This is a genomic window from Hymenobacter sp. 5317J-9 (assembly GCF_022921075.1).
In the GTDB taxonomy this organism is placed as follows: domain Bacteria; phylum Bacteroidota; class Bacteroidia; order Cytophagales; family Hymenobacteraceae; genus Hymenobacter.
This window is the reverse complement of record NZ_CP095050.1, coordinates 4566482-4592419: the sequence shown is the minus strand read 5'-3', so window position 1 is coordinate 4592419 and position 25938 is coordinate 4566482. Positions and strand designations below refer to the sequence as shown.

Here is a 25938-nt window from a genome sequence, read left to right as displayed (position 1 = left end):
GGTGTTTTGCTATTAAAAAGCACGAGTATTGAGGTTGCTACACCCGCTGCTGGCGGTGTATTCCTTGCTCCCTACTGATTTGCCATTTAACGGGCGGCCGCTGGCACGGGGCCGCAATCGTTTGTTGTTGCCATTTTCTTCCCACCATTTTCTTTTATTGATGAAACACCGTTTACATTCTACCACATTGGCGGGCACTCGCGTTGAGGGCCGGGCCACCGGGACAGGCCGGTTGTGGCGGCCTTTGCTGGCGGCGGCTCTGGGCACCCTGGCCCTGGGCGCCCACGCCCAAAACCGCGCCCTGCTGCGGCCGGCTACTCTCGAAGTGCAGCTTGCCTCGCCCATCACGGCCGCTCCGGCCGCGATGGTGCCGGTGAAAACCGGTCCGGCCCGCCGGGGTCTGGCGGCCATCAGCTCGACGGCCACGGGCGGCAACTGGAGCGCCCCGGCCACCTGGGTGGGCGGCGTGGTGCCCGCCGCCACCGACGACGTGACCATTGCCGGCGGCGCCACCGTCACGCTGGACGTGGCCGCTAGCTGCGCCTCGCTCACGGTGGCCAGCACGGGCTCGCTGCTCACCTCGACCACCACGGCGTACTCGCTGCAAGTGGCCGGCAACGTCACCAACAACGGCACGCTGGACTTGAGCGCGAGCAGCACCATCGGCTCCGATTTGCGCTTTACCGGCGCGGGCAGCGTCACGTTTGGCGGCACCGGCACCACCGACCTGCAAACCGTTTCGCTGGCCAAATCGGTGCGGGCCGACATCGTGGACATGAACCTGCCCACGCTGTCGGTGCAGGGCAGCACCACCAGCGGCACCGGTTTCCTTTCCACGCGCATCACCACCAACACGGTGGACGACATGACCGGCACGCTCAAGATTTCGGGCACGGCCACCATCAGCAACCGGGTGTTTAGCAACGCGGCTTCCTACGTCATTCCGGCCACGGGCGGCTTCTGGCTGAGCAACCCTAACTTCACGGTGGCCGCCCAAACGGGCTCGCCCACCGTGAACGGCTCGCTGCGCATTTCGGCGGGTACGTTTAACGTGGGCAGCAGCATCGGCAACTCCATTGGGTTTGGCGCCAACGCGGTGTATACGATGGATGGCGGCACGCTAAATACGGTGGGCCGCTTCACCAACTTCACCGGCGCCTCGACGGTGACGGGCACCATGACCTTCACGATGAGCGCGGGCACCATTAACGTGAGCACCGTCGGCAACACCTCTGGCACGCCCTCGTTTGGCGTAAACGGGACCAGTACTATTTCGGGCGGCGCCATCAACCTGGTGCAGCGCAGCACGGCCACCACGCCGCTCGACTACTACGTGGCGGGCACTTACACCTACACCGGCGGCACCGTGAACGCGGGCACAACGGCCACGGCCACCAACTTCGATTTCCGGATGCGGGGCAACCTGCCGAACCTGGCCATCGACAACACCACCAACGCCAAGAGCGTGCTGCTTGCCGGGCAGACCAACCCCTTCGGCACGGTGCTCATCACGCCCGGCGCGACGCTGAACCTGAACGGCGCCATCCTGCTGCAACTGGGCGCTACCATCACCAACAACGGCACCCTGACGGGCACGGCCACTGGCAGCCGCCTTTATTTCCAAGGCACCACGGCGCAAAGCATTGGCGGCACGGGCACCGTGACCAGCCCCTTGCTGCAAATCACCTTTCAGAACAGCAGCACGGGCGTGACGGTGGGCATGCCCATCACCACGCGCAACGTGGCCATGTTCCGCGGCAACGTCATCAACGCCAACAACCTGACGGTGCAGAGCAGCACGACGGCCCTGGCCGTTGTCTCTTTCGGCCTGACCAGCCCCACTTCGTCGGCCGGCAATTTTGATGTGGCCCCCACGTTCGACGTGTCGACCAGCGGGCTGTACCTGATTTACAACCCCGAGCTGGCCGCGCGCACCACGGGCGTAGAGGTGCCGGCCTCGCGCAGCCTCTACTACGCCGACTTCAACAACCCGCAGGGCATTACGGTGGCCGGCGGCGACCTGACCGTGGTGGGCCCGTCGACGGCCTCCAGCTCGCTGAGCCTGCTGAGCGGCATCGTGACGACTTCGGCCGGCAACCGGCTCATCAGCGGCAGCGCCACCACGGTGATGCCGACGGGCTCGGCCTCTGCCTACATCAAAGGCCCGATGGGCATCACGGTGAATAGCGCGACGGCTACCAGCCGCACCTTCGCCGTGGGCGACGCGGCCGGCTGGCGCCCGGTAGTGGTATCGGGCATTACGACCAGCACGGACCAGACCTTCACGGCCACGGTAATCGGCGGCGCAACGGGTGGCAAGGGCATTTCGCCCGTTACCAACCTGAACCCGACCCGCTACGTGCGCCTCGAAAACTCGGCCAACTTGCCGGCCGCGGCCCGTGTGCAACTGAGCTACGGCGCCGATGACGTGGTGGGCAACGCCGCTACGGCCGTTATTGCCCAGGCCGCTACCGCCAACGGCGACTACGCCTCCCTGGGTGGAGCCGCCGTGGCCGCCACCACCGTGGCGCCCATCCTGCCCACCGGCATCGTGTCGACGCTGGACCTGACGCCCGGTAAGGACTACTTCGTTATTGCCAATACCGAAGGCGGCGCGCTCACTAGCTCGGCAACGGCGCCGGTGTGCGCCGGCGCCAACACGGGCACCCTCACGCTGGCCGGCAACGTGGGCACCATCCTCAACTACGAGTTTGACAACGGCACGGGCTTTACGCCGGTATCGCCCGTCAACACCACCGCCACGCTCACCTTTACCAACCTGACGGCTACCACCACCTACCGGGCCGTTATCCTGACTTCGGATGGCCGCCAAGTGTACTCCACGCCCGTAACGGTGACGGTGCGTCCGGCCCCGACGGCCACGCTCACGGCCGGCGGCCCTACTACGTTCTGCGCGGGCGGCTCGGTGGTGCTCACGGCGCCGGCCGGCGCGGGCAACACCTACCAGTTCTTCAACGGCACCACCAGCCTGGGGGCGGCGTCGGCCACCAACACGCTCACGGCCACGGCCGCGGGTTCGTACACGGTGGTGGTGACCAACGCCAGCGGCTGCTCGGCTACCTCGACGGCTGCCACGGTGACGGTAAACCCGGCCACCACGGCCACCTTCGCCTACAGCGGCACCACTTACTGCACCAGCGGCACCAACCCCACGCCCACGGTGACGGGCACCACCGGCGGCACGTTCAGCTCCACTTCGGGCCTGACCATCAACGCTACTACGGGCGCCATCAACCTGGCTGCTTCGACCCTGGGTACTTACACGGTTACCTATAGCGTAGGTGGCACCTGCCCCTCGTCGGCCACCGCTACCGTGACCGTGACTGCTGCGCCGGTGGCCACGTTCACTTACGCCAGCACGGCCTATTGCGCGGGCGGTACGGCCACGCCGGCACCGGTGTTTGCCACGGGAGCCAGCGGTGGTACGTTCTCGGCCTCGGGCACGGGTCTGGTCATTAATGCTACTACGGGTGCCATCAACCTGGCCACCAGCGCGGCCGGCACCTACACCGTGACCAACACCATTGCCGCAGCCGGTGGCTGCGCCGCCGCCACGGCCACCACCAGCGTGACCATCAACGCCGCCCCCACGGCAACCCTGACGACCACCACGCCCACCACGTTCTGCGCGGGCGGCTCGGTGGTGCTCACGGCGCCGGCCGGCGCGGGCAACACCTACCAGTTCTTCAACGGCACCACCAGCCTGGGCGCCGCTGCGGCTGCCAACACTTTCACGGCCATTGCCTCCGGTTCCTATACCGTGGTGGTGACCAACGCCAGCGGCTGCTCGGCTACCTCGACGGCCACTACCGTGACGGTGAACCCAGCCACCACGGCCACGTTCACGTACCCGGCCGCTACCTACTGCGTGAGCGGTGCCACCAATCCCGTTGCGACGGTGACGGGTACGGCCGGCGGGACCTTCTCTTCGACCACGGGCTTGACGATTAATGCCACCACGGGTGCTATCACCCTCGCGAGCTCGACGCCCGGCACCTACACCGTGACGTACAGTGTGGGCGGCACCTGCCCCTCGTCGGCCACGGCTTCGGTGACGGTGACGGCGGCCCCGGTGGCCACGTTCAGCTACGGCACGGGTACGCCCACGTTCTGCGTGAGCGGCACCACTAACCCAACCGTTTCCCTGGCCACGGGCGCCACCGCGGGCACGTTCACCTCGACCACGGGCCTGACGCTTAATGCCACCACGGGCGCCATTACGCTGGCTTCTTCGACGCCCGGTACTTACACCGTGACCAATACGGTGGCCGCGGCTGGTGGCTGTGCGGCCGTTACGGCCACGGCTACCGTGACCGTGGCTCCGGCGGCCATCGCCAACGCGGGCCCGGCCGTGACCATCTGCGGCGGCGCTACAGCTACGCTCGGTACGGCGGCCTTGGCCGGCACTACCTATGCTTGGAGCCCGGCCACGGGCCTGAGCAGCGCAACCGCCGCGCAGCCTACCGTGACGCTGCCTAACACGACCGGCGCGCCCATTACCCAGACGTATACGCTGACGGCCACCAACGCCGGGGGCTGCTCGGCCACGGCCACCGTCACCGTCACGGTGAACCCGCGCCCGGCCACGCCCACCATCACGGCCACGTATAACGGCGCGACCACCACGCTCACCTCGAGCGCGACGACCGGCAACCAGTGGTACCTGGGCCAGACGCTCATCCCCGGCGCCACCGGCCAGACCTACGTGGTGAACGGCACCCCATCCCAACTCGGCTCCTACACCGTGACCACTACCAACGCCTTCGGCTGCGTGTCGCTGCCCTCGGCTGCGCTGGTCGTAACCTCCGGCGTGAAGCCGCTGGCCGGCACCTCGCTCAGCGTGTTCCCGAACCCGACGCACGACGGCCGCCTCACCGTGGAGCTGACCGGCTACCGCCACGCCTCGGAGCTGACCGTGCTGAATGCCTTGGGACAGGTGGTGTTCACCGTCGCCGTACCGGCTTCGACGGGCACCGCCACGCGGGCCATTGACCTTACTCAACTGGCTTCGGGCGTGTACGTGCTGCGCGTGAAAACCGAAGGCGGCCTCGACACGCGCCGCGTGGTGAAGCAATAGCCTTCTGCCGTTTTCGGTATTCTGAAAAAGCCCCGGCCAGCATTGGCCGGGGCTTTTTGCGTGCTAAGCTGCCTAGGCTGGTGCGTCGCGTGGGTCTTTTGCCCTTGCCGTAGCTTTGTAGTATGTCCGTTTTTCAGACCTACCTGCAGCTCGGCTTCCTGCACATTTGCACGCCGCGCGCGGCCGACCACCTCACGTTTCTGCTGGCGCTGTGCGCGCCCTACGTGCTGAACGACTGGCGGCGGGTGCTGGCCCTGGTCACGAGCTTCACGGTGGGGCACTCGCTCACGCTGGCGCTGGCCACGCTGGGCGTGGTGAACTTCGGCCCGGCCGTGATTGAGGCCCTGATTCCGGTTACCATCATGGTCACGGCCCTGCTCAACATGCAGGGCGCCGGCCGGCTGATTACGCGGCGGACGCCCGTGTTTGCCGCCGTGCCCAATGTGTTGGCGCTTGTTTTTGGGTTGGTGCACGGGCTGGGGTTTTCGAGCTACCTGCGGGCCTTACTCGGGGCCAGCAGCCGGCCGGTGGAAGAACTGTTTGCCTTCAACGTGGGCGTGGAGCTGGGCCAGATTTTGATTGTGAGCGCCATTCTGCTGCTGGGGGCGGTGCTGCTGGGCAGCCTGCGCGTGGCCCGGCGCGACTGGCTGCTCACCACCAGCGGCGCGGCCCTGGGCATTGCCACCGTGCTGCTGATGCAACAGCTGTGGCCGTGAGGTTCCTCACTGCCGCAACCTCAGCGTAACTTTACCGACCTTCCTAACTGTTGCAGATTTTTCCCACTCACGTTCATTCTATGCGTCGTTTTCTATTTGCTGGCTTGGGGCTGGCGCTGACGGGCCTGCTGCCCGCCGCTGCGCAAACCACCAACTCCGGCACCGATAAATTCGCGCAGCTCGAAACGATGCTGCCGACTCCCAATAGCTACCGCACCGCCAGCGGCGCCCCCGGCCCCGACTACTGGCAGCAGCGCGCCGACTACGACATCAAAGTCACCCTCGACGATGCCAAGCAGGCCCTCACCGGCCGCGAAACCATCACCTACACCAACCTCTCGCCCGATGCGCTGCCCTACCTCTGGGTGCAGCTCGACCAGAACATCTGGGACAAAAACTCGATGACGACGGCCACCGAGGTGAATTCGCTGAGCGACAAAGTGACCTTCCAGACCCTCGAAGGGCTGGTGGACGACTTTGACGGCGGCTTCCGCATCGAAAGCGTGACCAGCAAGGACGGCAAGGCCCTGCACACCGTCACGAACCACACCATGATGCGTGTGGACCTGCCCACGCCGCTGCAGCCGCGCCAGTCGGTGTCGTTCAACGTGAAGTGGCACTACAACATCAACGACGCCACCAAGGGCGGCCGCTGCGGCTACGAGTACTTCCCGGCCGACAAGAACTACCTCTACGAGATGGCCCAGTTCTACCCTCGCATGGCCGTGTACTCCGACAACCAGGGCTGGCAGCACAAGCAGTTCCTCGGCAACGGTGAATTCACGCTACCCTTCGGCGACTACAAAGTGAGCATCACCGCACCGGCCGACCACGTGGTGGGCGCCACCGGCACGCTCCAGAACGCATCCCAGGTAATGAGCGCCGCACAGCTGAAGCGCATGGCCGAGGCCAAAAGCGCCAAGAAGCCCGTGCTCATCGTGACCCAGGACGAGGCCACGAAAGCCGAAGGCAGCCGCGCCACGGGCACCAAAACCTGGACCTACGTGGCCAAAAACGTGCGCGACTTCGCCTGGTGCAGTTCGCGCAAATTCATCTGGGACGCCATGCAAATCACGCAGAGCGGCAAGCCCGTGCTGTGCATGAGCTATTACCCCAAAGAGGGCAACCCGCTGTGGGGCCAGTACTCGACGCAGGTGGTGGCCCACACCATCAAAACCTACTCGAAATTCACCATTCCCTACGCCTACCCGGTCGCCATTTCGGTGCACGGCGCCATCGGTGGCATGGAGTACCCCATGATTTGCTTCAACGGCGGCCGCCCCGAGAAGGACGGCACCTACTCGGCCGAGCGGAAATACGGGATGATTTCGGTGATTATCCACGAAGTAGGCCACAACTTCTTCCCGATGATTGTGAACTCCGACGAGCGGCAGTGGACCTGGATGGACGAGGGCCTGAACTCCTTCGTGCAGTTCCTGACCGAGCAGGAGTGGGAGCGCAACTACCCCAGCCGCCGCGGCGAGCCCCGCAACATCACGGCCTACATGGCCACGGATAAGACCCTGCAAACCCCGATTATGATTAACTCGGAGTCGGCGCTGCAGTTCGGCAACAACGCCTACGGCAAGCCCGCCACGGCCCTCAACATCCTGCGCGAAACGGTGATGGGCCGCGAGCTGTTCGACTACGCCTTTAAAACATACGCCCAGCGCTGGGCCTACAAGCACCCCACGCCGGCCGACTTCTTCCGCACCATGGAAGACGCCTCGGCAGTGGACCTCGACTGGTTCTGGCGCGGCTGGTTCTACACCATCGACCACACCGACATCAGCCTCGAGTCGGTGAAGTCGTACAACGTGAGCACCAAAAACCCGCAGGTAGAAAACGCCCGCCTGCAGCAGCTGAAGGCCGCCGCGCCGCAGTCCATCACGGCCCAGCGCAACGCCACCGACATCAAGCAGACCTTGGTGGAGGAAAAGCCCGAGCTGAAGGACTTCTACAACAACTACGACCCGCTGGCCGTGACGCCCGCCGACCAGCAGCGCTACACCGCCTACCTGGGTACCCTCACCGACGAACAAAAGCAGCGCCTGGGCGACACCCAGAACTTCTACGAGCTGAGCCTGCGCAATGTGGGCGGCCTCGTAATGCCGGTGGTGCTGCAGATGACCTACGCCGACAACTCGCAGGAAATCCAGACCATTCCGGCCGAAATCTGGCGCAAAAACAACGCCCAGGTCACGAAAATCATCGTGACCAAGAAGCCCGTCATCAGCTTCGTCATCGACCCCTTCCAGCAAACGGCTGACACGGACGTGAGCAACAACGCCTTCCCGCGCCAGCCCGCCGCCTCGCGCTTCGAGCTGTTCCAGCAGCAGTTCCAGGCCCCTGCGAACCCCATGCAGCAGCAAACCAGCCGCACCACCAGCCCCATGCAGAAGCTGGAGCAGAAGCCCGTAGGCAGCGGCCAGTAGGTGTTTGAGCAGGCGCCTCACCCCCTGACTCCCGGTTCGCTTGAAGCGCGAAGCCTCAGGGAAAGGGGACACCGGGCAAGCCTCAAAAAAGTTCTTTAATAAAAAAGCCCGCAACTGCGGGCTTTTTTATTTTCGGTTGACTTGTTAAAAGTATGATTGGCTCCCCCTCTCCTTTGGGAGAGGGGGCCGGGGGTGAGGCGCCCGTTAGGAAACCTTGGCCTTCGGCGCCTCGCCCCCTACCATGCGCGAAATCAGCCCGTGGTCCTCGCTGATTTCGGCCCACACCACGCCCACCACGTGGATGAGAATGAAGCCAATGATGAGGTACATGGTTACGTTGTGCGTTTCCTCGGCCAGGTGATGGATGCCTTTGAGCCACGATACGTCCTCAAACACCAGAATGAGGCCGGTGCACACCATGATGGTGATGAATAGGTAGAACAGCGCGTAAGTGGTTTTGGCGAACAGAATCTTGCCGGCCTTGCTCTTATCGGCCGGCGGGGCCAAGCGGTAGCGGCGCAGGATTTCCATCAGCCGGGCCGAGAAGCGCAGCTCCGACGGGCCCGACAGTTGCAAGCCCAGCCGGAATACCCACAGCGCGATAATGGTCCAGCCAAAGTAGATGTGCCAGGCCCAGATACGCTCGCTGATGATGTGCGCCAGCTCGCGCGCCTGCGGCACCGACACGTCCTTGCCCGATGATTGCAGCTCCGGCACCGCCGTCTTGGCCTTCACAATCACCTTCTGAAACAGAATAGTCATCAGCTGAAGGCTGATGAGCAGGGCATTGGCCCAGTGCCAGAAGCGCAGCGAGCCGCGGTAGTCTTTGATGGGAACTTCGACGGCGGGGGCAATGCGGGTGTCCATTGGGGAATTAAAAAAGAATTAAAATCAGGAGGCAATGGCAGCTTCTACGCGGCCGGCTGGTTGGGGTTCGACGCGGCCGGGGTACTGGAGCAGGGCCTGCGCCAGGCAGGTGAGGGCGGCGGCCAAGTCGGGGCGGTTGATGACGTAGGCCAGGCGCACTTCCTGCCGGCCCAAGCCGGGCGTATGGTAGAAGCCGTTGGCCGGCGAAAGCATCAGCGTCTGGTTTTCATAGGTGAATTCTTCGAGCAGCCACTGGCCGAACCGCTGGGCATCGTCGACGGGCAGGCGGGCCACCACGTAGAACGCGCCGCCGGGCACGGGGCAGGTCACGCCGGGCATGGCGCGCAGGCGGCCCACGGTGAGGTCGCGCCGGGCCTGATACTCGGCGCGGGTGCCGTCGAAGTAGGAGGGAGGCAGGTCGGCGGCGGCTTCGGCGGCCAGCATTTCCAGCACGGGTGGGCACACGCGCATCTGGCCGAAGTGGAAGGCGGCCTGCCACAGCTCGGCGTTGCGCGTGACGAGCGCGCCCACGCGGGCCCCGCAGGCGCTATAGCGCTTCGAAATGGTGTCCACCATCACCACGTGCTGCTCGCCGCCAGACAGGCTCAGGGCGCTGGTGGCCCGGGCGCCGTCGTAGCAGTATTCGCGGTAGGCTTCGTCGGAAATGAGAAACAGGTTGTGCTGCCGGCACAGGGCCAGCAGGGCTTCCAGCTCGTCGCGCCGGTACACGTACCCGGTCGGGTTGCTGGGATTGCACACCAGAATGGCCCGCGTGCGCGCCGTAATCACGGCCTCGAAGTCGGCAATGGGCGGCAGGGCAAAATTGTCTTCAATGCGGGCCGTGACGGCCACGATGTTTACCCCCGCCGCAATGGCGAAGGCCGTGTAGGTGCCATAAAACGGCTCCGCGATGATGATTTCGTCGCCGGGATTGAGGCAGGAGAGCAGGGCGAAGTGGATGGCTTCGCTGCCCGCCGTGGTCACCAGTATGTCTTCGAAGCGGGCCGGAATGCCGGCGCGCTGGTAGTAGGCTTCGAGCTTGCGGCGGTAGCTGTCGGTGCCGGCGCCGGGCGCGTAGCCCAGCACCTGGATGTCGGCGGTGCGCACGGCTTCCAGCATGGCGGGCGGCGTCAGCACGTCGGGCTGGCCGATGTTCAAGGGATACACCACCTTGCCCTGCTGGCGGGCGGCTTCGGCAAAGGGCAACAGCTTGCGAAACGGCGAAACGGGCATGGCCTGCCCGCGCTGGGAAACTTCTGGCATACAATCAATTTAAGCCCCGGGCGGCCGCGGCACCCGCAGGCCAGTATCGGCTAAATATAGCGGCCCGGGGCCACTTACAAGCACTTCTTATACAGATTGTAGAGAATGCGGTTGTCGGCCTCCGTCAGCGGCCCGCCCACGTTCGTCTGGATGAAGTGCAGCTTAAACGCCCGAATTGCCGCCGGCAAATCCCGGGTATCGTAGCCGATGATGCGCAGCGCATCCCGCGGATTAAACACGGTAATCGGGCCGTTGAGGCGGGCCAGCTGGGCGTCGACCTTGCTGGTGTCGGCGGGCAGCGGGGGGGCGGCCGGGTCGTCTTCGGGCAGGGTTACCGTCGGGTTCAGCAGGCGGCTGGCCAGGGCCGCGGCGCTGTCGGCTCCAAACGGGCTGGGCAGCGGGCCAGGGTCGTACCACAGGCCGAAGCCGTTATCGGCCAGACGCTTCCAGGGAAACAAGGCGCTGGGGTCGTTTTTGCGCGTCGGGGCAATGTCGGCGTGGCCCACGAAGTTGGCCGTCGGAATGCCATAGGTTCGTTTCAAGCCGCTCAGCACGCGCAACAAGCTGGCCATCTGCGGTTCCGAAAACGGCTCGGTACCGTTGTTGTCGAGCTCAATGCCGATGGAGGACGAGTTGATGTCGGTGGTGTTGCCCCACTTGGCCGCGCCGCCGTGCCAGGCGCGCAGGTAGTCGTTCAGCATGTGAAAAACCCGCCCGTCGCGCCCGATGACGTAGTGCGCACTCACCTGCGTGCGCGGCAGCGTAAACGTCTTGAGCGTCTGGGCCGTGGAATCCTGCGCCGTGTGGTGGATGATGACGTAGTTGGGCTTGCGCAGGTTGAAATTGGTGGTGCCCACCCAGTAGGCGCCCTGCAGCAGGCTGTCGGCGCCGGGCGTGGGCACGGGCGTGGCGCGCAGGGCCTTGGCGTAGGCTTTCACCTGCGCTTTGTAGGACTTGTTGGTGGCGGCGTAGGGGTTGCGCTGGGCGGCGCAGGAAGCCAGCGCGGCCAGGCCAGCCAAGCGCAGGCAGTAGCGAAAGGGCATACAAATGGGTTTCGGAAGGTGGGAATTGGGTCAAACGACCACGCTTCCCACAAATAACGGGCTGTTTACCGTCCTTCGCTGCTAAGCCGGTCTTTGCGGAACAGGCAGTGCGGAAAAAGGGTGATGCCGATGGCGGCATAGCTCCGGGTCTGCTTCAGGTCGCGCACGCCGGGCGGGTACGGGGTAGAACGGTCGCCGTCGTAATAGCCAAATGTGCCCGAGGTGCCCCAGGCGGCCTGCAGCTGCACGGGCCGGTCTTCGGTGTTGCCGTAGCCCAAGCGCCAGCGCAGGTATAGCATCGGCTCGCTACGGGTCATGCGGCTGAGGTCGACGGGCACATTTTGGTCGGTCAGGGTGGTGAAATTCACCTGCGTGACGCGGTATGCCGCCCCAATCGAAAAGCCTTCGCTCGCCTGCAGCGTGCCATATATTTCGCCGAACACCTTGTTGTAGCGCGCGTCGTACTCATGCCGGCTGGGACGGCCGAAAAGAAAGCCGCCATCGGTAAAGGCCGCCGCACTTTGAGCCTTTCCGAAACCGCCCAGGCCACCCAGCAGCAAGCGGTGTCCCAGCGGCCAGTAAGTGCCCACGCCTACGTCGAACTGGTGCCCCCGGTAGTAGGTGCTGTCCTGGGAATTACTGCGCAGGTTGCTAAAGGCGGCCCGCACCAGCACGTGCCGCGCCGGCGAGTAGGTGCCCGCTATTTCGGCCCGCCCATTGAGGTAGGTGCTGAGGCTTAGCTCGCCCTGGTTTTTATCGGTAATCTGTGGGGCCGCGCACTGCATGGGCATATACACCACGCAGCCGGTCATTGCCGAGCACATTACCCCGCCAAGCAAATAAAGTAGCAGTTTCTTCATCACGGGTGAGTGCAAGAAGTAGCGAAAGGGAATTACAAAAATAGCCCCCGCAACAAGAGTCGCGAGGGCTATTTTTAGTTGCGTTGGCGCGTGTGCCAGAGCGTGTTATTTGGCGTAGGCCACGGCGCGCATCTCCCGGATTACGGTGATTTTAATCTGGCCGGGGTACTGCATTTCCTTCTCGATTTTTTGCGAAATCTCGAAGCTCAGCTCGGCCGCGCGCTCGTCGGTCACGTTCTCGGCGTCCACCATCACGCGCAGCTCGCGGCCGGCCTGGATGGCGAAGCACTGGTTCACGCCCTTGAAGCCGTTGGCGGTTTCTTCGAGCTGCTTGAGGCGCTTGATGTAGCTCTCCATCATCTCGCGGCGGGCGCCGGGGCGCGAGCCCGAAATGGCGTCGCAAGCCTGCACGAGCGGCGAAATCATGGCCGTCATCTCAATCTCGTCGTGGTGAGCGCCAATGGCATTCACCACGTCGGGGTGCTCTTTCCACTTCTTGGCCATCTCCATACCCAAGATGGCGTGGGGCAGCTCGGGCTCCTCGGTACTCACCTTGCCGATGTCGTGGAGCAGGCCGGCGCGCTTGGCTTTCTTCACGTCGAGGCCCATCTCGGCGGCCATCGTGGCGCAAAGGTTGGCCACTTCGCGCGAATGCTGCAGCAGGTTCTGGCCGTAGGACGAGCGGAAGCGCATCCGGCCCACCATCTTAATCAGTTCCGGATGCAGGCCGTGAATGCCCAGGTCGATGATGGTTTTCTCGCCGATTTCGACGATTTCCTCCTCAATGTTCTTGCGTGTTTTGGCCACAATCTCCTCCACACGGGCCGGGTGAATGCGGCCATCCTTCACCAGCAAGTGCAGCGAGAGGCGGGCAATTTCGCGCCGCACCGGGTCGAAACCCGAGATGATGATGGCTTCCGGGGTATCGTCTACAATGATTTCGACGCCCGTGGCCGCTTCCAGCGCGCGGATGTTGCGGCCCTCGCGGCCGATGATTTTGCCCTTCACGTCGTCGCTTTCGATGTTGAAAATCGACACGCAGTTCTCGATGGCGTGCTCCGAAGCGGTGCGCTGAATGGTTTCCAGCACAATCTTCTTCGCATCTTTGGTAGCCGTGAGTTTGGCCTGGGCCACGGTGTCCTTGATGTAGGAACTGGCTTGAATCTGGGCTTCGTTTTTGAGCGACTCCACCAGCTGCTCGCGGGCTTCGGCCGCGGTCAGGTTGGCAATGGTTTCCAGCTGGCGCTGCACGGTGTGCAGCTGCTCATCGGCTTCGCGTTGCTTGGCTTCTAGCTCGGCCATGGCCTCCTCGTGGTCGAGGCGGCGCTTTTCGGCCTGGGCCTCAAGCTTGTCGCGCAGCTGCTGGGTATCGGTTTGGTTTTTCTCGCGCTGGCGCTCTAAATCAGCTTCTTTCTTCTGCAATTGCTCCAGCTGGCGCTGGGTAGTTTCGGTGAGCAGCTTGATGCTTTGTTCCTGCTCCACCACGCCTTGGCGGCGTTCGGTCAGCTCCTGGTCGAGGGCCTGCTTGAGGCGGCGGCTTTCGGTGTCAAACTCATTGCGCAGCGTCTTGAACTTGTTCTTCGACTGCTCCAGGCGCTCGTCAGCCTGCTTGATTTTCTCGTCGCGAAGGCGGTTGCCTTTTTCCTCGGCCTCGCGGAGGATTTGCTGAGCGCGGGCCTGAGCCTCGCCCTCGTGGTCCAGCCGGGCTTTGCCGGCCAGCTGTCTACCCACCACGATGCCCGCCACAAGGGCGACCACCGCGGTCAGTATACAGTACAATATGATGGGTGACATGGAATTATGGTTTTTGGGGTGGGTAAAAAAACCATAACCAGGTAGAACAGAAGTGCCCGGGCTAAGCGGAAGCGGCCGATTGCCGCACCGCCCAACCGGGCCAACGAGTGTGTGGGTGCCGGGCGGGGCTACGCTTAGCCCGCCAGCACCACGCCTGATAGCAGCTCGTCGAAACGAGCGAGCCGTTCGGTCAGCGCCGCGTCGGTGCCATCCTTTTCCTTGCTCACTTTCAATTGGTCGGCCATGGTGGCCAGGGCTACCATGGCCAGCAAGTCCTGCTTGTCCTGAATGCCGTAGCCTTCTCGGAATTCGCGCAGCTTGTCGCCCAGCAGCCTTCCGGCCAGGCGCAGCCGTTCCTCATCCTGCACGTCTACGCGCATGGGATAGTCCCGGTCAGCAATACGAATTTTGATGGCTAGCTCGCTCATACAGCGATAATTAGGGCTCAGGGTGAGGGGTTCAGTCGGGTTAGTCTCTCAAATAGGCAAGACACTTGTCCAGTTCGCGGATGTATTCGTTGAGGCGCAGTTTAAGTTCGTTGGCGTGGGTGGGTTCCCCAGCTATGGTGTGTACAAGTTTAACAATATTTTCCTGGTTTTGTCGCTCCTTGAGCTGCCGGTCCTTCTCGCGCACGTCGGCGCGTAGCTGCTGAATGGTGGTGTTGGCGTCGGCCAGTTCCTCGCGCAGTTCCTGATAGGCAGCCACTAAGGTGGTAATCTGCCGCTCCAGGCGGTCGAGTTGCGCAAGTTGTTGGGAGGAGGCCACGGTCGAGTAAATTTTTGGGTGAAGATAAAGCGGCGGGCCGAAAGCTACGCTTTACCCGGCACTTGCTCGCGGCTTGTGCCTCAGAGAGGTTTGAAAGGTAGAGTAGCGCAGACGCAGAGGGCTGGAAGTCGTAAAATTCAGAATGCCATTACATCAGAACGTCATGCTGAGCGCAGCAGAAGCATCTCGCGTGCAGTAGTAAATAGTTACTCTTGCACGCGAGATGCTTCTGCTGCGCTCAGCATGACGTTCAACCGAGTGTTGAGCCGCTGCCTGCCTGCCCGAACTCGACCCTAAGCCGCGGCTACTTCAGCGAATCCGGTGGCGCGGAGGCCATGTCGGCAATCGACCACAGGAAATCAGTCCGCAGGCGGCCTTTGAATTTGGGGCTGCCCATGTCCACATAAGTATCGCCGAGGTAGCCCAGCGGGAGCATCTTTTTGGACGTGATGGCCGCGAAGGGTGTGAAGCTGGCCTGGGCGTGGCAGCTCATGCAGTTGGTGCGCACGCCCACGTCGTTGATGACCACCAAGCCGTTGGTGACCACCCGGGAGGACTCCCGCAGGTGGCCGCTGTTGCTGAACGTGCCCGGCCCGAAACCGGCTTCCAGGTAGGGGTTGAACACGTAAATGGACTGGCCTACGCTTTTGCCGCCCGCAAAGGGCTGCACCGGGTCAATCATCTGGTAAGAAATGGCCATGGCGTAGTGGCGCGGCGCGCCCACGAGCTGGACCGGCCGCTGGGCCACCACGCCGGGGTTGCTAGGCAGCGGGGCACGGTCGGGGTTGGGCGCCCACCACATGGTTTGCCAGGTCCAGCGCTTGATTTCTTTGGTGGTGATGTGCATGGCCACGAGAATGGCGTAGTCGCCGGCGTAGGCCACGGGCGGCGTGCCGGGGTCGAGCTCGGCGTTCATGGCCGCGGCTTCTTCTGCCGTCAGCTTGAAGTGCACGAAGTCGCGCAGGTTGTAGGTGGTGGCCGGGGTGGCGGGGGCGCAGCCCGGGCTCACCTGGCCCTGGCCTTTGCCGCCGTTGGCGGTGTCGACGTACACGCAGCTCGACCATTTTTCCTGACCGAAGGGAACCCGGGCGTTGGTGGTGCCGGTCCACACCTTCATCTGGTACAGGCCGCGGCCGCGCTTGCCGCCGGGCACCACCTCGTACACGGGCTTGATGGCGATGGCTTCGCGGGGTAGCTGCGGGATGTCGCCCTGGCCTTTGTTTATCATGCCCTGCAGCGTGGAAGCCCAGAACAGCTTGTTCTGCACAATAAAGGAGGCCGCCACCGGGTCGTAGCTCACCGATTCGAAGACGTCTTCCTGCGAGTCGGCCGTCATGGCGTGGGCGCTGGCCACTTTGGCCCGGGCCTTCAGCCCCTGGCGGAAGTCCGGGTCGCGGAATAGCTGCCGGGGTCGATTTAGCCGGCGCCGCAGCGTGGGCCGTTGCAAGAGCATGGCGCGGAAATTGGCTTTGGGCGCTGCTTGCTGAGCGGCATCTACTTCGTCTTTGGTGGGCCAGGTTTCATACACGCGCAGGGTGTCGCCGTTGAGCCGCTGCGGCGTCGGCGAGGACAGGGCCGTCCAGATGCCCCAGCCGTGCTGGCTGATTTTAGCCGCGTCGCGGTTCTGAATCCAGCCGTTAATGACGGTGCTGTCTTCCGGGAATTTAAAGCCGGGAATGCCGGGATTGGGCAACGTTACGGCTTGCACGTTGGGGCCGGGCCGGGCGGCCATCTTAGCGCCGGTGGTGTCTGTGGCGTCGGCGGCCGGGGCGCTGGTTGTGGTTTCGGTTTCCGTTTTGGAATTGTTGGATGAGCAGCTGGCCAGCCAAAAGCCGGCGCCGAGCAGGACGGGTAGAAGGTGTTGCTTTTTCATGGCAGTGAGCAGAAAGGTGAGCGAAGTATTCCGTCAAAGCTCCGCTGTATTTTGCCCGCATTTCCAAGTATAAGTACTTGATTTATATGGCACGTATTACTACTTGCCCGACCCGGAAATCGCACAAACAAAAACGTCGTGCCAAACAAAACGAATGTTCTTCGTTCTGCTCAGCACGACGTTCCTGCAGGCAGGATTTAGCCGAACGGGCTAGCTTTTGGCTTTTTTGGTCTTCACTTTCAGCTTGCCGTCGTCGGTCTTCGTCTTCATTTTGTCGTCTACTACGGGGGCGGCGGGAGCAGCCGGCACGGCTGCAGCGGCCACCGGCTTGCCTTCCAGGTCGAGCTGCACCACGGGGTAGCCCAGGGCCTGCAGCGAGGGCAGCTGCTTCTCGTCGCCCACCACCACGATGTACATCTTGTCGGCCGGCAGGTATTGCTTGGCAATGGCCTGCACGTCCTCCTTCTTCAGGTTTTTCAGGATTTCCGTCTGCTGGTTCACGTAGGTCGGGTCGAGGTCGTACTCCACCAGGCGCGAGAGGAAGCCGGCTTTCTGCTGGCCGGTTTCGTAGCGCAGAGCGTCGCTCTGGCCGATGGACGACTGCGTGAAGGCTAACTCCTCGTCGGAAATGCCGTTCGGATAATTCTGGATTTCGCTCATGAATTCCTTCACCGACGCGGCCGTGGCATCGGCGCGCACGCCGGCCGAGGCCGTGAACGGCCCCGCGTAGCGCGTGCCGTTGAAGCCCGAGCGGGCGCCGTAGGTGTAGCCCTTGTTCTCACGCAGGTTCAGGTTGATGCGCGAGTTGAAGGCCTGGCCCAGCACGTAGTTCGACAGGTAGGCTTTGTAGTACGGGCCAGTGGCGTCGTACTTCAGGTCGGTGAGGTAGCCCACGCGGATTTCCGATTGCGCGGCGCCCGGCTTGTTCACGAAGTAAATGGTGGTCTTGTCGGGCTGCACGCCGGCCATGTCGGTCGGCACGGTCACGTCCTTCTTGCCCCAGTTTTTCAGGAAGCCGATGTTAGCATCCAGCGTGGGCTGGTCCACGTCGCCCACGGCCACGAGGTAGCTCACGTTGGGGGCGTAGTAGGTGTTGTAGAAGCTCTTCACGTCGTCGAGCGTGAGGCTGCCCACCGAGGCCGTGGTGCCGGCCACCGGCGTGCCGGCAATGTTGCTGGTGCCGTAGAGCAGGCGGTTGTAGGTCATGTCGGCAATGGCCGTGGGCTGATTGACGACGTTGGCCAGGCGCTCCATCTGCTGCTTTTTCACGCGGGCAAAGTCCTGGGCGTCGAAGCGCGGGTGCAGCAGCCGTTGCTCCAGCAGGGCCATGGTAGCAGGCAGGTTTTTGGTCAGGCTCTGCACGTACACGGTGGTTTCGTTATCGCCGGCGCTCACCTGTACGCTGGAGCCCAGCTTGTCGAGCTCCGTGGTGAATTGTTCGCTGGTGTATTTCTCCGAGCCTTCATTCAGCATGCTGGCCGTGAGCTGGGCCACGCCGGCCTTGGCGGGCATGGCCTGCTCCAAGCGGTGGCCACCGCGGATGGTGAGGCGCATGGTCACGGCCGGAATTTCGGTGTTCTTGGTGCCCACCACCTTCAGGCCGTTGGGCAGGGTTTCCTGGTACAGCGCGGGCACCTTCACCACGGGGTTGGCCCCGGCGGCGGGCTGCTTGCTGCGGTCGAAGGTGTCGACGGGCTTCACGTATTTCAGGCCCGCGTAACCATAGTCGGGCGCTTTGTAGCCCGATTTATCCACGGTGAAATTGTCGGGCTTGGCGGCGGCCACGCCGCCGGTTTTGGGCAGCACGCTCAGAATCACGGCGTGCTTGCCGCGCACGTACTTGTCGTACACGCGCTGCACGTCGGCTTTGGTGAGGGCCTTCAGCTCCTTCATCTCCACCGTGAGGTAGTTGGGGTTGCCGAAGAACGTCTGGTTGGCGGCCAGCTGGCTCACCTTGCCCTGCACGCTGGCCAGGCCGTTGATGACCTGGGCCTCGGTCTGGGCCTTGAAGCGCTGCACATCGCCGTCGGTCACGCCGCGCTTCTCAAACTCTTTCAAGGTGTTGTGCACAATGGCTTCCGTGCTGTCGAGGCCCTTGCCGGGGAGCGGTAGGGCGGTAATCACCAGGTTGCCGGCCAGCTCGTTGTTCCGCTGGTAGGCATTGGCTTGCACGGTTTTCTGGTTTTTTACCAGGTTTTTGTAGAGCAGCGAGGTTTTGCCGCCGCCCACAATGTCGGCCAAGGCGTCGAGGGCCACGGCGTCGGGGTGGCCCTGGGGCACGGTCGGAAACCACATCTGCAGCATCGGGAAGCGGATGTTGTCGGTATAGCTCACGTAGCGGTCGGCGGTGAGCACCGGGGCCGGCAGCTTCTGCACCGGCACGGCCGGCCCGCGCTTGATGGAGCCGAAGTATTTCTCGGCCAGCTTCACCACTTCGGCGGGCTTCACGTCGCCGCCCACGGTCAGGGTGGCGTTGTTGGGGCCGTACCAGCGCAGGAAGAAGTTCTTCAGGTCGTCCACGTTCGAGCGGTCCAGGTCTTCGAGCGAGCCGATAACCGACCAAGAGTAGGGGTGGCCGTAGGGGTACATCGTGCGGATGAGGTACTCCTGCGCCTGGCCGTAGGGCGCGTTGTCGACGCGCTGGCCGCGCTCGTTCTTCACCGTGCTGCGCTGAATCTCGAATTTCTTCTGGCTCACGGCGTCGAGCAGGAAGCCCATGCGGTCGGCTTCCAGCCACAGGCCGGTTTCGAGCTGGTTGCTGGGCAGCGTCTCAAAGTAGTTGGTCCGGTCCTCGGTGGTGCTGCCGTTCAGGGAGCCGCCGGCGGCCGTCACCAGCTTGAAGTGCTGCTGGTCGCCCACGTGGTCGGAGCCCTGGAACATCATGTGCTCGAAGAAGTGCGCGAAGCCCGACTTGCCAATCTGCTCGCGGGCCGAGCCCACGTGGTAGGTCACGTCCACGTGCACCAGCGGGTCGGAGTGGTCTTCGGCCACGATGAGCGTGAGGCCGTTGGGCAGCACGTACTTCTCGTAGGGAATCATCACCTGGCCGGGCTGCTTGGTCACTTTCTCAACCAGCCTGGTGCCGCTGGGCAGCGTGGCCATCGACGTGGTTTTGGCGGCCGGCGCTTTGGTGCCTTTGCTGACTGGTTTTTGCTGCGCAAAGCTGGCAGTGGTGGCCAATGCCAAGCCCAGGGTAGACAATAGTTTTAGGTTCATTCTTGCAAGTAAAGGCGGGGTTTTATGAAAATATTGCTGAAATCAGGCTGCAACTTAGCGAAGAAGCCGCACACCTGAGACCAAAGTTGCACTCCTGACACCGATCTATCGCCGTCGGGGATACCCGATTACAGGAGGGTGCCGATAAAAAGTAACCGAGGCCCCCATGTTTCCGGCATTCAGAAACTGGAGCGCCTCGGCAAGGTGGAGGGTCGGGGAAGAAAATCAGCGCCGAATGACGGCCCCGGCCTGCTTCTCAAACTGCTGAATGAGCCTCTGCATTACCTGGTCGATGGCCTGCTCGCTGAGCGTCTGGCCGTAGTCCTGCAGCGTGAAGCTCACCGAGTAGGACTTCTTGCCCGCGCCCAGGTTTTCGCCGGCGTACACGTCGAACACGTTGATGCTTTGCAGCAACTTTTTCTCCGTCTTCCGGGCAATCTGTTGGAGCTGGTCGAAGGTCACCGACGCATCCACCACCAAGCTCAGGTCGCGGCGCACCTCGGGGAACTTGGGCAGCTCGCGGGCCGTGAGGGTGGGCTTGTATTTCTTGCTCAGCGCGTCCCAATCCAGCTCGGCGTACCACACCGGCTGGCCCACGTCCATTTTCTTGAGCACCGAAGCCGACACGGCGCCGAGCTGGGCCACGGGTTGGTTGTGCACCAGCAGCGCGAGGCCGCCGGCCAGGTAGGCGTGCTGCACCGGCTGCGAGGCCGCCCCGCCGAAGCCCAGGGCCGCCAGCACCTGCTGCACCGCGCCCGCCAGGTCGTGGAACGCCGCTTTATCCGACTTGTGCTGCCAGGTTTCGGCCGTGGCATTACCCGTCAGATAAATCACCAGCTTGTTCTTTTCCTGGTACTTGCCGTTCTCATTCTGCGCGTACACTTTGCCGAATTCGTACAGCTTCAGGTCGCGCTGGCGACGGTTGAGGTTGTGCCGAATAATCTCCAAGCCCGAGTGCAGCAGCGTGGGCCGCATCACATTCAGGTCAACGCTGTTGTAGTTCAGAATGCGCACCAGCGAGGCCTCCGGCTCGCCTTCCTTCTCGAAGTACTGCGAGTTGGTGAGCGAGTTGGTGAGAATCTCCGAGAAGCCCTGGCCGCTGAGCAGCGAGGCCACTTTCACCCGCGTCACCTCCGGGTCGGGGTTCGGGAACTTGGCCAGGAACGAGGCCGAGTTGTTCGGGCGCAGCGCCACGTTGTTGTAGCCGTAGATGCGCAGGATTTCCTCAATCACGTCGGCCTCGCGGGCCACGTCCACCTTGTGCGGCGGCACGGTCAGCACCCAGGTGGCCTGGTCGCCTTGGTCGAGGTTTTCTTCGGTGATTTCGATGTCAATGTCCAGGTCCGTCAGAATCTGACGGATGCGCTCGGGTGCGATGTACTGGCCCACCAGCCGCTCCACGCGGGGCAGGCGCAGGCGCACGGTGATGGGCTGCACAGGCGCGGGGTACTCATCCACCACGGGCGCGGCGATGGTGGCACTGGCCACTTCCTGGAGCAGCAGCGCCGCCCGTTGCAACGCGGTGAGCACCATATTGGGGTCGGTGCCGCGCTCGAAACGGAACGAGGCGTCGGTTTTTAGCTGGTGCGTTTGGGAAGTGCGACGCACGGCGACGGGGCCGAAGTAGGCGCTTTCGAGGAATACGCGGGTGGTGCTTTCGCTCACGCCCGAAGTCTTGCCGCCGAATACCCCGGCCAGCGCCATCGGCGCGCCGTTGGCGTCGGCAATCACGAGGTCTTCGGCCTTGAGGCTGCGCTCCACGCCGTCCAGCGTCACGAACTTTTCGCCGGCTTCGGCGCGCTTCACGCGGATGTGGTTGCCGGTAATCTGGTCGGCGTCGAAGGCGTGCAGGGGCTGGCCCAACTCGTGCAGCACGAAATTGGTCACGTCCACTACGTTGTTGATGGGGCTCAGGCCGATGCTGCGCAGGCGGCGCTGCAGCCACTCCGGCGAGGGTCCCACCTGCACGTTGTCGAGCAGCAGGCCGGCGTAGCGCGGCGCCGCTTCCACGTCCTCAATCGTCACCTTCACGTTGGCCGCAGCCGACTCCGGTGCCGCGAAGCCGCTCACGTCGGGCAGGTGGCAGGGCTGGCCCAGCAGGGCGCGCAGCTCGCGGGCCACGCCGTAGTGCGAGGCGGCATCGGCGCGGTTGGGCGTGAGGCCGATTTCGTACACCGTATCGGAGCCCAGGCCGAAGTAGTCGGCGGCCGGCGTGCCATTGGGCAGGTCGGTATCGAGCACCATGATGCCGGCGTGCGACTGGCCCAGACCAATTTCGTCCTCAGCGCAAATCATGCCTTCGGAGGCCGCGCCGCGGATTTTGCTTTTCTTGATTTTGAAGGGCTCGCCGGAGGCGGGGTGCAGCTCGGCGCCTTCGAGGGCCACCACCACGCGCTGGCCGGCGGCCACGTTGGGGGCGCCGCACACAATCTGCCGGGGCGTGCCGTCGCCCACGTCCACGGTGGTCAGGCTGAGCTTGTCGGCGTCGGGGTGGCGCTCGCAGGTGAGCACCGTGCCCAGCACCACGCCGCGCAGGCCGCCAGGAATGCTTTCCAACTCCTCCATGCTTTCCACTTCCAGGCCCGAGCCGGTGAGCAGAGCGCCAATCTCGGCGGCGGGTTTGTCGGTCGGAATGAGAGTTTTAAGCCAATCGAGGGAAATGCGCATGATGAGTTGTCCGTTGCTAGTTGTCAGTTGTCAGGCCGCTGACGACGTGGCAAAGGTACGGCGCACCGTGAAGCTCCGTAAACGTGAATCGGTTGCGCGGGCAAGGCTGGGCTGCGCTACTCGGGTGCCGTTGCTATTCGTGAAACGACTTCTCGCCGGCCGCAATGGGCACGTCCAGCCGGTTTTCGGCGGGCGGCACGGGGCAGCTGTAGTCGTTGTTGTAGGCGCAGTAGGGGTTGTAGGCCTGGTTGAAATCGAGCTTAATTTCGGTGGCGTCGGGCTCGGGAAGGGCGGCGTCGAGGTAGCGGCCGCCGCCGTAGGTTTCGCGGCCGTTAGTGGCGTCAGTGAAGGGAATGAAGAGGGTAGAATCCTTGCCGTCGGCTTTCAGGTACAGCGCCAGCTGCTGAGCCTGGGTGCCAATGCGGAATTTGGCCTGGCCCCAGCGCAGGTATTTTTCTGCGCGGTTGTCGCTCATTTGGAGTAGTGTGGTGTCGGGCGCGGCATTGCGCGAAACGGTGGCTTCGACTACCAGCGCTAAATCGGCGGGGTAGTATTTGAGGCTGTCGAACTGCGCCTTTTGGGCTTCCGAGAGAGGCGACTGGGCCGACTCGCGAAACGAGCGGTTTTTCTCGCCGCGGGCTTTGCGCATCTGTGCCGCATATGCGCCGGAATCGGGCCGGCTGCCGTTTATCGAATACAAGACGATGCCGATGATGGCGGCCGCCAGGGCTATTTTCTTAATCATGTTTCTTCTTTTTGAGCAGGCAGCCAACTGCCGGGGCCGCAGCGGCATCAGGTAGCCGCGCTACCTTCGGCGCTCCTTTTCTGCCTCATGCAACAACTTCGGTTTCTACTATTCCTGCTGGCCGCGGCGCCAGCCTTCGCCCAACAGCCCGCCCCTTACCGCCCGGCGGCCCGGCAAATAAACAACATGGTGCACACCCGCCTCGATGTTGAGTTTGATTATGAAAAACGCCACCTGATTGGCCGGGAGTGGGTCACCCTTAAACCTTACGCCGCGGCCACCGATTCCTTGCGGCTCGACGCCAAGGGCATGAACATTGCTACCGTGGCGCTGGTGCAGGGCAACGCGCAGTCGACGCTGAAATACGAGTACAACCAGCGGCAGCTGCTGATTCATCTCAAGCAGCCGGTGCCAGCCGGCGAGGCCTACACGGTTTACATTGAATACACGGCCAAGCCCGACGAATTGAACGTGAAGGGCGGGCGCGCCATCGAAGGTGCCAAAGGCCTCTACTTCATCAATCCGGACAGCGCCGTGGCCGGCAAGCCCGTGCAAATCTGGACGCAGGGCGAGCCGGATTCCAACTCCGCCTGGTTCCCGACCATCGACGAACCTAACCAGAAAACCACCCAGGAAATCTCGATGACCGTGCCTGCCAAGTACGTCACGCTCTCGAACGGCCAGCTGGTGAAGCAGGTGGCCACCGCTCCCGGCCTGCGCACCGACACCTGGAAAATGGACGAGCCCCACGCGCCCTACCTGTTCATGATGGCCGTGGGCGACTTCCGCATCACGAAGGATACGTGGCGCGGCAAGGAGGTCAATTATTACCTGGAGCCGCAGTACGCCGCCCAGGCCCGCGCCATTTTCGGCAAGACGCCGCGCATGCTGGAGTTTTTCTCGCAGCGACTGGGCGTCGACTTCCCCTGGAACAAGTACCACCAGGTGGTGTGCCGCGATTTCGTGGCCGGCGCCATGGAAAACACCACGGCTTCGCTGTTTGGCGAGCACGCCCAAGGCTCGGCCCGCGACCTGCTGGACTGGCAGTACGCCGGCGTGGAGCGCGAAATCGCCCACGAGCTGTTTCACCAGTGGTTTGGCGACTACGTGACGGCTGAAAGCTGGGGCCAACTCACCGTGAACGAGAGCTTCGCCAACTTCAGCGAAATCATCTGGGCCGAGCACGAGTACGGCCCCGATGCCGCCGCCCAGCAAGCCGACATTAGCCTGCGTACCTACTTCCGCGACCCCGCCAATTTCCTGCTGCCGGTGGTGCGGGCGCGCTACGCCGAGAAGGACGACATGTTCGACGGCGTCGTGTACCAGAAGGGCGGCAACATCCTGAACATGCTGCGCGCTTACCTGGGCGAGGAGGTGTTTTTTCAGGGCCTGAAGCGCTATTTAACCGAAAATGCCTTCGGCACCGGCGAGGCCCACAAGCTGCGCCTGGCGCTGGAAGAAGTGTCGGGCCAGGACCTGAACTGGTTTTTTACCCAGTGGTATTACGGCGCTGGCCACCCCGTCGTCACCATCGACTACGCCTGGGATGTCGCCCGGAAAGTACAGTCCGTGACCGTGAAGCAGACCCAGGCGGGCCAGCCGTTTCAGCTGCCTTTCACCATCGACTACTACGTGGGCGGCAAGGTGCAGCACCAGTCGGTGATGATGACCGAGGCCAGCCAGACTTTCACCATGCCCCTTGCGGCCCGGCCCGACCTGGTGAACGTGGACGCCCAAAAGGTGCTGGTGTGGCAGAAGGAAGACCACAAACCATTGGCTGAGTTTGCCTACCAGCAGCGCCACGCCGCCCGCTACCTCGACCGCCGCGAGGCCCTGCGCGCCGCCCAAAGCAAACCCGCCGACCCGCAGGCTCAGAAAGTCCTCCTCGCCGGCCTGGGCGACAAAACGCCTGCTCTCCGCGAGATGGCCGTGCAGGTGCTCGACCTCAAAAACGCACCCCTGCGCAAAGCCGCTACGCCCATGCTGGAAAAAATGGCTGCCACCGATGCCGCGCCGCAAGCCCAGGCAGCCGCCCTGGCGGCGCTGGGTTCGCTCAAGCAGAAAAGCTACGCGCCGCTGTTCGGCAAGGCTTTGGGCAGCCCGTCGTACCGGGTGCAGGCTGCGGCGCTGGAAGCCTTGCTGCCCCTGAACCCGGCGCAGGCGCTGGCCCGGGCCAAGGCTTTTGAAGCCGATAGCAAGGGCCCGCTGACGGGGGCCATTGTGCTGGTGTACGGGCAGGCGGGCAGCGTATCGCAGTGGCCCTGGATGCGCACGAAATTCGACGCGGCCGACCCCAACGGCCGTTTCCAGATGCTGCAGGGCTTCGGCGAGATGCTGGGCCGCATTGATGACCCGACGGCGCTGGCCGAAGGCATCACCCGCATCCGGGACCTTACCGTGCAGTATAAGCGCTACGTGGACTACCAGCGCGTGGAAGGCTTGCTGCGGGAGGTGCAGCAGCAGCAAGGCAAGCGGGCCAATGCGGCGGTGGCGGCCAGTCTGGTCGACCAGGCCGTGGCGGCCATCGAGGCGGCGAAGTAGCGGCAGACGCGCGCCAGCGAAAAACCGCAAAAACGCAAAACCGTCCTGCTGAGCA

The 25938-nt window shown here is 63.5% G+C and carries 15 protein-coding genes; 4 read left to right on the top strand and 11 right to left on the bottom strand.

From position 1 onward, the window contains the following. Positions 1–160 precede the first annotated feature (160 nt). From MUN81_RS22765 to MUN81_RS19245, 3 genes are all read left to right on the top strand, one after another. Complete coding sequence (locus tag MUN81_RS22765; protein WP_280638228.1) at positions 161–5098, top strand: T9SS type A sorting domain-containing protein; 4938 nt, start codon at positions 161–163, stop codon at positions 5096–5098. Positions 5099–5220: 122 nt separating this feature from the next. Beyond that, a complete protein-coding gene (locus MUN81_RS19250) occupies positions 5221–5814 on the top strand; it encodes a HupE/UreJ family protein (protein ID WP_245113481.1) in 594 nt (197 codons plus the stop codon). An 80-nt stretch (positions 5815–5894) separates the two neighbouring features. After that, on the top strand, positions 5895–8249 hold the full coding sequence (locus MUN81_RS19245) for a M1 family metallopeptidase (protein ID WP_245113480.1): 2355 nt from the start codon (positions 5895–5897) through the stop codon (positions 8247–8249). 204 nt (positions 8250–8453) lie between these two features. Here the strand turns inward: MUN81_RS19245 and MUN81_RS19240 are convergent, their stop codons facing one another. From MUN81_RS19240 to MUN81_RS19190, 11 genes are all read right to left on the bottom strand, one after another. Continuing rightward, complete coding sequence (locus MUN81_RS19240; RefSeq protein WP_245113472.1) at positions 8454–9116, bottom strand: cytochrome b/b6 domain-containing protein; 663 nt, start codon at positions 9114–9116, stop codon at positions 8454–8456. A gap of 24 nt (positions 9117–9140) precedes the next feature. Then, positions 9141–10379 carry a pyridoxal phosphate-dependent aminotransferase gene (locus tag MUN81_RS19235; RefSeq protein WP_245113470.1) on the bottom strand — a complete coding sequence of 413 codons (1239 nt, stop codon included), beginning with the start codon at positions 10377–10379 and terminating at the stop codon, positions 9141–9143. Positions 10380–10453: 74 nt separating this feature from the next. Further along, a complete protein-coding gene (locus MUN81_RS19230; RefSeq protein WP_245113468.1) occupies positions 10454–11422 on the bottom strand; it encodes an N-acetylmuramoyl-L-alanine amidase in 969 nt (322 codons plus the stop codon). A gap of 65 nt (positions 11423–11487) precedes the next feature. Continuing rightward, the gene (locus MUN81_RS19225) at positions 11488–12282 is read right to left on the bottom strand and encodes a hypothetical protein (protein ID WP_245113466.1); all 795 of its coding nucleotides are present in this window, start codon (positions 12280–12282) and stop codon (positions 11488–11490) included. A gap of 105 nt (positions 12283–12387) precedes the next feature. After that, positions 12388–14076 carry a ribonuclease Y gene (gene rny / locus MUN81_RS19220; RefSeq protein ID WP_245113464.1) on the bottom strand — a complete coding sequence of 563 codons (1689 nt, stop codon included), beginning with the start codon at positions 14074–14076 and terminating at the stop codon, positions 12388–12390. A 134-nt stretch (positions 14077–14210) separates the two neighbouring features. After that, positions 14211–14504 (bottom strand): cell division protein ZapA, encoded by a 294-nt coding sequence (locus tag MUN81_RS19215; protein WP_190922794.1) that lies wholly within the window; start codon positions 14502–14504, stop codon positions 14211–14213. A 40-nt stretch (positions 14505–14544) separates the two neighbouring features. Further along, on the bottom strand, positions 14545–14841 hold the full coding sequence (locus MUN81_RS19210; RefSeq protein ID WP_190922795.1) for a hypothetical protein: 297 nt from the start codon (positions 14839–14841) through the stop codon (positions 14545–14547). A 304-nt stretch (positions 14842–15145) separates the two neighbouring features. Beyond that, positions 15146–16714, bottom strand: coding sequence for a hypothetical protein (locus tag MUN81_RS19205; RefSeq protein WP_245113462.1), 1569 nt, complete (start codon positions 16712–16714; stop codon positions 15146–15148). Between the two features lie 210 nt (positions 16715–16924). Then, entirely contained in the window at positions 16925–19930 is a 3006-nt protein-coding gene (locus tag MUN81_RS19200) for a pitrilysin family protein (protein ID WP_245113460.1), read from the bottom strand. A gap of 225 nt (positions 19931–20155) precedes the next feature. Continuing rightward, on the bottom strand, positions 20156–22597 hold the full coding sequence (gene pheT / locus MUN81_RS19195) for a phenylalanine--tRNA ligase subunit beta (RefSeq protein WP_245113458.1): 2442 nt from the start codon (positions 22595–22597) through the stop codon (positions 20156–20158). A gap of 133 nt (positions 22598–22730) precedes the next feature. Further along, a complete protein-coding gene (locus MUN81_RS19190; protein WP_245113452.1) occupies positions 22731–23342 on the bottom strand; it encodes a DUF1684 domain-containing protein in 612 nt (203 codons plus the stop codon). 87 nt (positions 23343–23429) lie between these two features. Between MUN81_RS19190 and MUN81_RS19185 the strand changes: the two genes are divergently transcribed. Then, positions 23430–25883 (top strand): M1 family metallopeptidase, encoded by a 2454-nt coding sequence (locus MUN81_RS19185; protein WP_245113450.1) that lies wholly within the window; start codon positions 23430–23432, stop codon positions 25881–25883. Positions 25884–25938 lie beyond the last annotated feature (55 nt).